This window comes from Microbacterium sp. Nx66, from assembly GCF_904066215.1.
Lineage (GTDB): Bacteria > Actinomycetota > Actinomycetes > Actinomycetales > Microbacteriaceae > Microbacterium > Microbacterium meiriae.
Genome location: NZ_LR880474.1, coordinates 61,976 through 73,111, shown reverse-complemented (window position 1 = coordinate 73,111; position 11,136 = coordinate 61,976). Strand labels below are relative to the sequence as shown.

Sequence of the window (11,136 nt, the reverse complement as noted above, 5' to 3'; positions counted from 1 at the left end):
AAAGAGTTCTCGACGATGATGACCGATTCGACGGCGTCCGCCGTTTCCCCGCGCCCCTCTCTCGGCGCTCGCATCGGACGCATCGCGTTCCTCGTGGTCGCCGCCCTCGTGGTGGTGGCCGTCGCGGGCGCGTTCTTCGTGACCTGGACGATCCAGCGCTCCTTCCCGCAGACCTCCGGCTCGACGACGCTCGAGGGGCTGAAAGCGGAGGTCACCGTGCAGCGCGACGCCAGCGGGGTGCCCACGATCACCGCCGACTCCTCGGACGACCTCTTCTTCGCCGAAGGCTTCGTGCACGCGCAGGACCGGTTCTTCGAGATGGACTTCCGCCGGCACGTCACCTCCGGCCGAGTCGCCGAGCTGTTCGGCGCCTCCCAGGCCGGCACCGACGCGTTCCTGCGCACGCTGGGCTGGCGCACGACCGCCGAGGCCGAGGTCGAGGCGATGGACGACGTCACCCGCGGCTACTACGAGGCCTACGCGGACGGCGTCAACGCCTACCTGTCCTCCCGCTCGGGCGCAGAGCTCTCCCTCGAGTACGCGGTCCTCGGACTGCAGAACCCCGACTACGAGCCGGAGCCGTGGGAACCCGCGGACTCGGTGGCGTGGCTGAAGGCGATGGCCTGGGACCTCCGCACCAACGTCGAGGACGAGACCGAGCGGGCACTCCTCGCGGGGCAGCTCGCCGAGGACCCGCAGGTCGATGTGGAGGCTCTGCTCGGCACGCTCTATCCGGACTACCCGTTCGACCGGAACCCCGTGATCGTGCCCACCATCTCCACGGTCCCGCCGCTGGAGACCGGCGCCGAGCCCGCCGCCTTCACCGTGCCCGAGGGCGACGGCGAGGCACAGCAGGCGCTCACGACCGTGGAGTGGGAGGAGACCTCGTCCGTCATCGAGGCGGCGAGCGTGCTCGTCGGCGACGTCGGCGAGGGGATCGGCTCCAACTCCTGGGTCGTCTCCGGGGACCTCACCGCATCCGGGATGCCGCTGCTGGCCAACGACCCGCACCTCGGCGCCTCGCTCCCGTCGGTCTGGTACCAGGTGCAGCTGAAGTGCGCGACGGTGGACGAGGACTGCCCGTTCGACGTCGGCGGATTCTCCTTCTCCGGACTGCCCGGCATCGTCATCGGACACAACCAGCGCGTGGCGTGGGGCTTCACGAACCTCACCACCGACGTCACCGACCTGTACGTCGAGCGCATCGAGGGCGACTCCTACTGGCGCGACGGCGAGCTCGTGCCGCTGGAGGAGAGCACGGAGACCATCGAGGTCGCCGGCGGGGACGACATCGAGTTCACCATCCGCTCCACCGTGCACGGACCGATCATCTCCGGCCTCACGGATGACTTCACGGCGATCGCGGACGACCCGACGCCAGGGCTCACCGCGGAGGGCGCCGTTCCGGCCGCTCCCGGCTCGGATGCCGCCGAGTACGCCGTGAGCCTGCGGTGGACGGCGCTCGACCCCGGCACCACCGCGACGGCGATCTTCGCGCTGTCGACCGCCCAGGACTTCGACGACTTCCGCCGCGCGGCCTCCCTGTTCGACGTCCCGGCGCAGAACCTCATCTACGCCGACGTCGACGGCAACATCGGCTACCAGACCCCCGGCCGGCTCCCGATCCGCGGTGCCGGCGACGGCTGGATGCCGCAGCCCGGGTGGGACAGCAGCTACGACTGGACCGGGTACATCCCGTTCGAGGAGCTGCCGGTGTCGTACAACCCCAGCTCCGGATACATCGTCACGGCCAACAACGCCATTGTGACCGACGACTACGAGCACTTCCTCTCCCGAGACTGGGACCAGGGATACCGCGCCGCCCGCATCGCCCACCTCATCGAGCGCCGGGCCGCGGCCGGGCCCCTGACGGCCGACGACATGCGGGACATTCAGATGGACGGCGAGATGTGGATCGGCACGCAGCTCGTCGCCGCGATGAAGGACATCGAGGTCGAGGGAGCGGGTCCGCAGCAGGCCGTCGAGCTGCTCCGCGGCTGGGACGCGCAGAACAGCGCCTCGTCGGCGGGCGCCGCGTACGCGAACGTGCTCTGGTCGAACCTCGTGCAGAACATCTTCGCCGAGCGCGAGCAGCCGCTGCCGATCGACGGTCAGGGCCGGCTGTTCACCGTCGTCGGAGCGATGCTGGAGAACCCGGCGGACCCGCTGTGGAGCAACCCCCAGCTCGATGTCGAGGGCCGGGACGAGATGCTCGCACTGTCGGCCGAGGAGGCGTACGACGAGCTGTCCGCGCTTCAGGGCACGGACGTCGCGCGGTGGAACTGGGGCGATCTGCATGCCCTCACCCTCACGAGCGACACGTTCGGCTCGTCAGGCATCGCCCCGATCGAGGCCCTCTTCAACCGTGGTCCGTATCCGGTCGGCGGCGGCGCCTCCGTGGTCGATGCGACCGGGTGGCAGCTCGGCGTCTCGTACGCCACAACCACCGTGCCCTCCATGCGGATGGTCGTCGATCTCGCCGACTTCGACGACTCGACGTGGATCCACCTCACCGGAGCCTCAGGGCACGCCTTCCACGAGCACTACGTCGATCAGACCACGGACTGGTCGACGGGGGTGCAGCGGTCGTGGGCGTTCACACCGAAGGCCGTCAAGGCGGCAGCGGTCGACACCCTGACGCTCACGCCCGCCGGCTGAGAGGAGCGTGGAGGGTGCTCGGCTAGCGTGGACAGGTGCCCACCAGCTACCTCGCCCCGAAGGGGACGCCGGCCACCCTCCTGGAGTTCGAGCACGGAGGCGCGACCCTGATCGCCGAGACCTTCGGCGACGGACCGCCCACCTACCTCCTGCTGCACGGCATCGGCATGGGGCGCAGCGTCTACCTCGACCTCACCCAGCGGCTGCAGGGGCGGGTGATCGCGCTCGACCTCCCCGGCTTCGGTGAAGCGCCCGAGCCCACCCGCACGCTGACCATGCAGCGGCACGCCGACCTGGTGGCCGCCTACCTCCGGCACGTCGACGCGGACCCGGTGGTGGTGATCGGGCACTCGATGGGGAGTCAGATCGCCGCGGAGCTCGCCGCCCGGCATCCCACCCGCGTCGCCGGAGTCGTGCTGGCGGGTCCGACCGTCGACAAGGCCGCCCGGAACGTGGGCGCCCAGGCGCGATACCTGCTGCAGGACCTCGTGGGCGAACGACCGCTCGTCATCTGGCGCGGTGCCCGGGAGTACCTTCGCGGCGGCCCGCATCTGATCCGCAAGATGCGCGCGACCATCGTGCACAAGCCCGAGAAGGCCTTCGTGCGCATCCAGTGCCCGGTGCTGGTGCTGCGCGGGGAAGACGACCCGCTGGCGCCGATGAGCTGGTGCCAGGTCATCCTCGACGCGATCCCCGGCGCGGAGCTCACCGTCATCCCCGACCACGGCCACGGCACCCTCATCAGCGACTCGGAGCCCGCCGCCCGCCTGATCGAGGCCTTCGCCGCCCGCACCTGACCCTTCGAATCGCTGCCCGCGCCCCTCGGGTCCGTCGACCGTTCATAACTCAGGAGATCGCGGCGCGTTGGGGCGGTTCGGCGGCCGAGGCAGGCTGCGGCTGCCCTTTCTCCTGAGTTGTGAACGGCGAGCGCCGACGAGCCGGGGTCCGAGCGCCTCCAGAACCTCCCGCAGCGCCTCTCGCGTGCCTGCGGGGTCGGAGAGGATGTCAGCGGCGAGCGGCCGGATCGTGACATAGCCGAGACGAGCGGCCGCCATGTCCCGCGCACGATCCCGCTGCTGCTTCGCCCAACCCTCGTGAAAAGCGCGGCTGTCGCACTCGACGATCAGCCATCCATCGACGACGAAGTCGACTCGACCCACGCCGGGGATGTGGACCTGTGTCTCGAATGAGGCACCGAGCGACCGGAGGAGGAGCCGCACGAAGGTCTCCGGCCCCGACTCGGATGACGCGTCGGCCAGGGCGAGCACCGCGCCGAACCGCGGCGGCAGCCGAGCGAAGATCGCGCGCAGTTCGTCCATCGTGACGAGGCGCTGATGGAGGAGGCTGTCCAGGGTGGCCACCGACGCCCGAGGCGACTGGCATCGGACGGCATGCCGTACGGCCGCATCCAGGGACGTGACGTGCAGCGTACTCGCTGCGCCGTCCTCTGCCCAGTGCACCCTGTGAGCCTCCGCGTCTCGACGCCCCAACCGCGAGCGATGGGGCTCGACCTGCACGTGCACACCGTGGGCCGCGAGCACGAACACCCCGAGCATCTGGAGAAGGGAGACGCAGGTGACGCGACCTCCGATCCGCACGGCCTCCGCGACGACAGGATCCACATCCGGGCGGGCGTATCGGTCCCGGCGCAGTCGCAGAAGCCGCCCGCTCCGCACCAGGGCGGTCAGCTCGCGCCCCCTCAGCCCCGCGGAGCGAAGATCCGCTCGAGTGAAGACCGTGGAGTCGAAGACCTCTGTTGCGCGCTGGAGTCCGGAGTGGGCGATCACATCCCGGAGGATGCCCGGCGCGACACGGCGGGACGGGGAATGAGACCGAATGTGGAGTGGCCGCTCCGGATCGCGAGGCGGTGGAGGAGAAGTGGGGGCCGCGCACGGCGTTCACAATTCAGGAGCATCCGTCCCCCATCCGACCTGAGCGCACGCGCGGCACGATGACGCCGCGGATCTCCTGAGTTGTGAACCGACGGCGGGCGGAACCGGCTACGTCGGCGCCGAGGCGGTCAGCCGGCGGCGGGAGGGGTCTGCTTCGACTCGGCGAGCTCGTCGACGACGAGCCCCCGCTGCTCGATGGTGCCGTTGCGGTAGGCCTGGCGACCGACCATGTGCGCGGACAGGGGGGCGGTCGCGAACTGCATGAGTACCACGGGCGCCACGAGCACGAGACCGAACAGCACGCCGCCGATCGACCGCTGCGACAGAGCGATCGCGACGCAGATCAGCAGCAGCCCGAGCACCTGGGGCTTCGTTGCGGCGTGCAGTCGCGTCGGCACATCGCGGAAGTGCAGGAGCCCCACGGAGGCGGAGAGGCAGAGGATCGCCCCGAGCAGGATGAGGACGAGCACCGCCACGTCGACGACGGCATCAGGGATCATCAGACCGAACACGTTCATGGTGTCGTGTTGTCCCTTCTCGCGACGAACCGGGCGACCGCGATCGACCCGAACACGCCGACCGCCGCGATGATGAGGAGCACGGGGATGTTGCGGGTGTGGCCGTTGATGGCCATCTCGGCGCCGAGCACGCACATGACCTCGGTCAGCAGCACGTCGGCAGCGACGGCGCGGTCGAGGATCGAGGGGCCGCGGACGATGCGGATGACGGCGAGGATCGCAGCCACGGCGAACACGGCGAGGATGATGAGGAGCAGGGTGTTCATCGGGCACCGCCGATCGTCGCGGGGTCGATGCGGCCGGCGCGCTCGTCGGCCTTGAGCGCGCGGTACTGGGTCGGGTTGCCGAGCGCCCGGACGATGCGCTTCTCCCAGCCGAGGACGCCCTGCCGCTGCTTCTCGACGTCCTCCTTGCTGCGCACGCCGATCACGTGCAGATAGAGGATCCCGCGGTCGCGGTCGGCCTCGACGACGAGGGAGCCCGGGATGAGCGACGACACGACGGCGACGTGGGTCATGACGAGGTCGTCGGCGTAGCGGAGGGGTACCGCGACGATGGCGGTACCCGGCTGGCGGCGGAAGTCGAACACCTGCGCCGTCACGGAGAGCGCGCCGCGGAGTATCGCGAACAGGAACTGCACGACGAACAGGGCCCCGTACCAGAGGTTGACGCGCCCCGAGAGCTCGACCGTGGGGAGGCGGAACACCCGCGTCACGAAGATCGCCACCACGAGTCCCGTGAGGAAGGACAGCACCGTGAACTGGGCCCACAGCAGCATCCACAGCACGATCAGCCAGGCGAGGAACGGCAGCTGCATGCCGATGTCCCGCCAGACGCGCTTGGTGTCCGGGCTCATCCCTCCACCTCGTCTTCCAGCTGTACGAGGTTGACCGGCTGCAGCAGGCCCGCCCCGATACGGTCGCACAGAGCGTACAGCGGTCCGGCGAAGATCGTCAGGGCCAGTGTGACGGTGACCATGCCGGCGGTGGCCATGGTCATGATCCTCGGAATGTGTCGGCGCTCCTGCTGCTCATCCGCGGCGGGGGCTCCGGTGAGGTAGGAGATGCGGCCCTCGGTCTCGGTCGAGTCCTCCTCCTCGCGCCAGAAGGCGAGGTTCCAGGCGCGCATGAGCGCATACAGGGTGAGCAGCGAGGTGATGATGCCGCCGAAGATGAGCACGATCATCAGCGGCGTGCCCACGGAGGCCGCGGCCTCGAACAGGGCGAACTTGCCGATGAACCCGGAGAACGGCGGCAGACCGCCCAGGTTGATGGCGGGGATGAAGTACAGCAGCGCGATGACGGGGGCGATCTTCAGCAGGCCCTTGACCCTCAGGATCGACGTGCTGCCCGCCCGACGTTCGATGAGTCCCACCGCCAGGAACAGGGTGGTCTGCACGACGATGTGGTGGACGATGTAGTACACGGTCGCGCCGATGGCGGCCGGGGTCGCGATCGCCAGACCGAAGATCATGTAGCCGACGTGGCTGACGAGCGTGAACGACAGGATCCGCTTGAGCTCGGCCTGCGCGACGGCGCCGAGGACACCGACGACCATGGTCGCCAGCGCGATGATGAGCAGCAGGGTGTCGATGCTGTTCGAGGCGAACAGCTGCGTCTCGGTCCGGATCAGCGCGTACACGCCGACCTTGGTCAGCAGGCCGGCGAACACGGCGGTGACCGGCGCGGGGGCCGTCGGGTAGGAGTCGGGCAGCCAGAACGACACGGGGAAGATCGCGGCCTTGATCCCGAAGGCGACCACGAGCATGAGGTGCAGGACGAGCTGCGTGTCCTGTGGGAGCTCCGACATGCGCTCGGCGATCTGGGCCATGTTCACCGTGCCGAGGGCACCGTAGATCATCGCGATCGACGCGAGGAACAGGATCGACGACACGAGCGAGACGACGATGTAGACCGCCCCGGTGCGGATGCGGGACTCGGTGCCGCCCAGGGTGATGAGCACGTACGAGGCGACCAGGAGGATCTCGAACCCGACGTACAGGTTGAACAGGTCGCCGGCGATGAAGGCGTTGAAGATGCCGGCGGCGAGGATCAGGTACGAGGGGTTGAAGATCGAGATCGGGGTCTCGTCCGCCCCGTCGGCCACACCCTGACCGATGGAGAAGAGGAGGACCGCGAGCAGCACGACGCTGGAGACGAGCACCAGGAGTGCGGCGAGACGGTCGACGTAGAGGACGATGCCGAAGGGCACCGGCCACCCGCCCACGGAGACCGCGAGGGGGGATCCCGCGTCGACGACGACGAGCAGCACGGCCGCGATGACGGACACGACCGCGAGCGTGGCGACCGTGACGAACACCTGCAGGCGCGCGTTGCGACCGAAGACGAGGGTGACCGCGGCACCGAGGAGCGGCAGGGCGACGAGGAGGGGGACGAGCGTGGTCATGGCCTGCCCTCCCCGTCTGTCGTGTCGTCGTCCCGGTCCGCGTCGGCCTCGTCCGCGCCGTCGGGTTCCGGCTCCGGCTCGGGCACGTACGGCGCGTCGTACGGCGCGTCATCGTGGATCGCCGGGTTGTCGCGCATGTGCAGGACGGTGATGGGCGCGGTCTGCACGCCCACGAAGTCGGTCGTGGCGTCGTCGTCGTCCGTCTCGGACTCGTCGTCCATGAGGTCTTCGTCTTCGTCGGTGCGCTCCCGCAGCGCGATGTCGGCCTCGTCGTCCTCGACCGTGTCCGCCTGACCGAGCTGCCAGGAGCGGTAGATGAGCGCCAGCAGGAAGGCCGAGACGGCGAACGTGATGACGATCGCGGTGAGCGTCAGCGCCTGGGGCAGCGGGTCGCTCAGGTCGCCCTCCGTGCCGAAGAACGGCGCGTTCCCCGGTACGCCCATGACGATGAGCAGGAGCAGGTTCGTGGCGTTCCCGAGCAGGAGGAAGCCGATGAGGACGCGGGTGAGGCTGCGCTCCAGCATCGCGTAGACGCCGCAGGCGAAGAGCACGGCCATGATCGCGATGAGGGCGAGCGAGACGTCCATCAGCCGTTCCCCCCGGTCCTCGAGGAGAAGTCGACGGCGGTGCTCTCACCGGGGCGGAGCGCCGCCTGCCGGTCGACCTCGGCGCCGAGGCTGCGGAGCACGTCGAGGACGAGTCCGATCACGACGAGGTAGACGCCGATGTCGAAGATGGTCGAGGTGACGAACTCCATGTGTCCGATACCGGGGATCTCCCACTCCCAGAAGGTGCTGGTGAGCGGCGCCATGCCGAAGAACAGCGGCACGACGGCGGTGCCCACGGCGAGGATGAGGCCCGCGCCGAGGAGTCTTCCGGCATCGGTCGGCGCGGCGGCGCCCAGCTCCCAGCGGCCTCCCGCGATGTAGCGCATCACGAGGGCCATGCCCGCGACGAGCCCGCCCGCGAAGCCGCCGCCGGGGAGGTTGTGCCCGGCGAAGAGCAGGAAGATCGACACGACGATGATCGTGTGGAACAGGATCCGGACGATCACCTCGAGCAGGATCGACCGGTTCTCCGGCTTCATCTTCTGGCCGCCCACGAGCCAGGCGCGCGGTGCCGAGCGGTTCTCCGCGGTCTGGAAGCGCACGCCGTCCGTGGTCTCCACCAGCGGCCGGCTCCGAGCCGACTTCCGCACCGAGCGGGGCAGGGTCTTCGTGGCGGCGAGCAGGTCGGCGCGGTGGGTCACGAAAACGAGAGAGGCGACACCGGTCGCGGCGAGCACGAGCACGGACAGCTCGCCCATCGTGTCCCAACCGCGGAGGTCGACCAGCGCCACGTTCACGACGTTCTTGCCGTGGCCGATCTCGTACGCGATCTCCGGGAAGATCGCCGAGATGGGGTCGGCCACGCGGGACTGGGTCGCGACGACGGCGACGAAGGCCATGGTCAGGCCGACGCCGATCCCGAGCAGGGCGCGCGGGATGCGGCTGACGGAGGCGTTGTGCTCGCCCATCCGCGCAGGAAGGCGGCGCAGCACCAGGGCGAAGGTCACCATGGTCACCGTCTCGACGAGGATCTGGGTGAGCGCGAGGTCCGGTGCTCCGCTGGTCGCGAAGAGGACGACCATGCCCAGGCCCGTGACGGAGGCGAGCACGACGCCGGTGTAGCGCTTGCGGGCCCGCACGGCCACGACGCCGGCGACGGCCATGATCGGGGCCACGGCGAGCTGAGCCGGCGTGTGCCAGAGCGAGAGCTGATAGCGGTCGATGTCGCTCGCCACCAGCGCGGTGACCTCGGCGGCGACGAAGACGACGAAGATCGTCCCCACGTAGACGGGCAGCGAACCCCGCTGGGTGAGCGTGGTGCTCAGCACCGAGAGCCGGTCGATGCCGCGCATCACCACGTAGTAGGCGTCGGCGGCCGTGAACGGCAGCAGTCGCGGACGACGGTCCCACCCGGTCCGGCGGGTGAGGAGGAAGAGGCCGATGCCGAGCAGGATCGACAGGATCGAGATGCCGAGAGCGGGTTCGAGGCCGTGCCAGAGCGCGAGGTGTCCCGGGCCCTCGACGGCCGCGCCCTCGTGGTCGAGTCCGGGGGTGGCGGTCAGCGCATAGGGCTGCAGGGCGACGTCGAGGGCCGGGGCGCCGATGCCCGCGGCGAGCGTCACCCCGGCGAGGATGATCGGTGCCGAGAGGAAGCCGACCGGCGGATCGGGCCAGACCGTGTCGGGCTGCCGCTGTCCGTCGGCGTCGCGCTTGGTCCAGAACGCGCCCCAGAGGAAGCGGACACCATATGCCGCGGTGAGCATGGATCCGAGCGCGACGCCGATCAGGGCGACCAGACCCCACACGGAGCCGCCCAGCGCATCATCCAGCAGCGCCGTGAGCGTCGACTCCTTCGCCACGAATCCGATGGTCGGAGCCACCCCGGCCATCGAGGCCACGGCGATGAACGCGGCCGTGGCCATGACCGGCGCCTGCCGGCCGACGCCGGAGAGTTCGGTCACGTCACGGGTGGAGAGCTGGCGGTCGATGACGCCGACGATGAGGAACAGCGCCGACTTGAACAGCGCGTGCCCGATCACCAGCGCGATGCCGGCGAGGGCGGCCGCCTGCGTGCCGTAGCCGACGACGACCGCGAAGAAACCGAGCTGGCTCACCGTGCCGAACGCGAGCACACGCTTGAGGTCGGTCTCCCGCAGCGCCTGGATGCCCCCGAGGAGCATCGTGAGGATGCCGAGTGTGAGCACGATCGGCCGCCACGTCGGGCTGAACGCGAAGATGGGTGCGAAGCGGGCGATGAGGTAGATGCCGGCCTTCACCATGGCCGCGGCGTGCAGGTAGGCGCTGACCGGCGTCGGGGCCGCCATGGCGCCCGGGAGCCAGAAGTGGAAGGGGAAGAGCGCCGATTTGCTGATGGCGCCGATCAGGAGCATGACGATCGCCGCATCGACGATCGGACCGGTCGGCGCGATCGCGAGGATCTCCCGGATGCTCGATGTCCCCGCGTCGACGACGAGGAGCACGACGCCGACGAACATGACGAGTCCGCCGAGCGTGGTCACCAGGAGCGCCTGGAGCGCGGCACGTCGGCTGGCGGCGCGGCGTCGGTAGTGGCCGATGAGGAGGTAGGAGAGGATGCTCGTGGCCTCCCAGAACATCACGAGCATCACGAGGTCGTCGGTGAGGACGAGACCGTACATCGCGCCGGCGAAGGCGAGGAGCACGCCCGCGAACTGCCCGATCCCGGCCGCCTCGTCGTGGAAGTACCAGCGGCAGTAGAGCAGCACGAGCGCGCCGACGCCGGTGACGATGAGCGTGAGCACCCACCCGAGGACGTCCATGTTCATGGACAGGTTCAGCCCGAGCTGCGGGATCCACGGCACCGAGACGAACGGGACCGGGCCGTCGAGCACCTGCGGCGTGAGCACGAGGGCGTGCACGAACGCGGCGGCCGGGACGAGGGCGGCGACGGCGAAAGCCTGAGCTCCCAACCAGCGCACCAGAACGGGCATCAAGAGCGACCCGAGAAGGAACACTGCGAGGAGCATCAGCATATACGCGGCTCCTCGGGGCTCGTCGGCCGTACGGCTCAGGCGGGCGGTGTCCGTCCAGTTTACCGGGCCGAGGCGCCTGTCGGCTCCGCGAGCTTCGAGATCG

The 11,136-nt window shown here is 69.7% G+C and carries 9 protein-coding genes; 2 read left to right on the top strand and 7 right to left on the bottom strand.

The features are described from left to right. Nucleotides 1-18: 18 nt before the first annotated feature. Nucleotides 19-2,658 carry a penicillin acylase family protein gene (locus MICNX66_RS00360; RefSeq protein ID WP_442922895.1) on the top strand — a complete coding sequence of 880 codons (2,640 nt, stop codon included), beginning with the start codon at nucleotides 19-21 and terminating at the stop codon, nucleotides 2,656-2,658. 35 nt (nucleotides 2,659-2,693) lie between these two features. Next, on the top strand, nucleotides 2,694-3,455 hold the full coding sequence (locus MICNX66_RS00355; protein WP_187662841.1) for an alpha/beta fold hydrolase: 762 nt from the start codon (nucleotides 2,694-2,696) through the stop codon (nucleotides 3,453-3,455). 42 nt (nucleotides 3,456-3,497) lie between these two features. Here the strand turns inward: MICNX66_RS00355 and MICNX66_RS00350 are convergent, their stop codons facing one another. The 7 genes from MICNX66_RS00350 to MICNX66_RS00320 all read right to left on the bottom strand — a co-directional run bounded on the left by MICNX66_RS00350 (nucleotide 3,498) and on the right by MICNX66_RS00320 (nucleotide 11,033). Continuing rightward, nucleotides 3,498-3,977 (bottom strand): endonuclease domain-containing protein, encoded by a 480-nt coding sequence (locus MICNX66_RS00350; protein WP_187662840.1) that lies wholly within the window; start codon nucleotides 3,975-3,977, stop codon nucleotides 3,498-3,500. A gap of 701 nt (nucleotides 3,978-4,678) precedes the next feature. Beyond that, nucleotides 4,679-5,068, bottom strand: coding sequence for a monovalent cation/H(+) antiporter subunit G (gene mnhG, locus MICNX66_RS00345; protein ID WP_071328007.1), 390 nt, complete (start codon nucleotides 5,066-5,068; stop codon nucleotides 4,679-4,681). Beyond that, nucleotides 5,065-5,334 carry a monovalent cation/H+ antiporter complex subunit F gene (locus tag MICNX66_RS00340; protein ID WP_187662839.1) on the bottom strand — a complete coding sequence of 90 codons (270 nt, stop codon included), beginning with the start codon at nucleotides 5,332-5,334 and terminating at the stop codon, nucleotides 5,065-5,067. Before MICNX66_RS00340 ends, mnhG begins: the two co-directional genes overlap by 4 nt. Continuing rightward, nucleotides 5,331-5,924, bottom strand: coding sequence for a Na+/H+ antiporter subunit E (locus MICNX66_RS00335; RefSeq protein ID WP_187662838.1), 594 nt, complete (start codon nucleotides 5,922-5,924; stop codon nucleotides 5,331-5,333). The genes MICNX66_RS00340 and MICNX66_RS00335 overlap by 4 nt, the downstream gene beginning before the upstream one ends. Beyond that, entirely contained in the window at nucleotides 5,921-7,474 is a 1,554-nt protein-coding gene (locus tag MICNX66_RS00330) for a Na+/H+ antiporter subunit D (RefSeq protein ID WP_187662837.1), read from the bottom strand. Before MICNX66_RS00330 ends, MICNX66_RS00335 begins: the two co-directional genes overlap by 4 nt. Further along, a complete protein-coding gene (locus MICNX66_RS00325) occupies nucleotides 7,471-8,061 on the bottom strand; it encodes a Na(+)/H(+) antiporter subunit C (protein ID WP_232089137.1) in 591 nt (196 codons plus the stop codon). Before MICNX66_RS00325 ends, MICNX66_RS00330 begins: the two co-directional genes overlap by 4 nt. After that, a complete protein-coding gene (locus MICNX66_RS00320) occupies nucleotides 8,061-11,033 on the bottom strand; it encodes a Na+/H+ antiporter subunit A (RefSeq protein ID WP_187662836.1) in 2,973 nt (990 codons plus the stop codon). The genes MICNX66_RS00325 and MICNX66_RS00320 overlap by 1 nt, the downstream gene beginning before the upstream one ends. Nucleotides 11,034-11,136 lie beyond the last annotated feature (103 nt).

Coding starts and splice junctions, on each gene's coding strand:
- MICNX66_RS00325 (WP_232089137.1), bottom strand. CDS start 8,061: ATGGACGTCTCGCTCGCCCTCATCGCGATCATGGCCGTGCTCTTCGCC.
- MICNX66_RS00330 (WP_187662837.1), bottom strand. CDS start 7,474: ATGACCACGCTCGTCCCCCTCCTCGTCGCCCTGCCGCTCCTCGGTGCC.
- MICNX66_RS00340 (WP_187662839.1), bottom strand. CDS start 5,334: ATGAACACCCTGCTCCTCATCATCCTCGCCGTGTTCGCCGTGGCTGCG.
- MICNX66_RS00350 (WP_187662840.1), bottom strand. CDS start 3,977: ATGGACGAACTGCGCGCGATCTTCGCTCGGCTGCCGCCGCGGTTCGGC.
- MICNX66_RS00335 (WP_187662838.1), bottom strand. CDS start 5,924: ATGAGCCCGGACACCAAGCGCGTCTGGCGGGACATCGGCATGCAGCTG.
- MICNX66_RS00320 (WP_187662836.1), bottom strand. CDS start 11,033: ATGCTGATGCTCCTCGCAGTGTTCCTTCTCGGGTCGCTCTTGATGCCC.
- MICNX66_RS00360 (WP_442922895.1), top strand. CDS start 19: ATGACCGATTCGACGGCGTCCGCCGTTTCCCCGCGCCCCTCTCTCGGC.
- mnhG (WP_071328007.1), bottom strand. CDS start 5,068: ATGAACGTGTTCGGTCTGATGATCCCTGATGCCGTCGTCGACGTGGCG.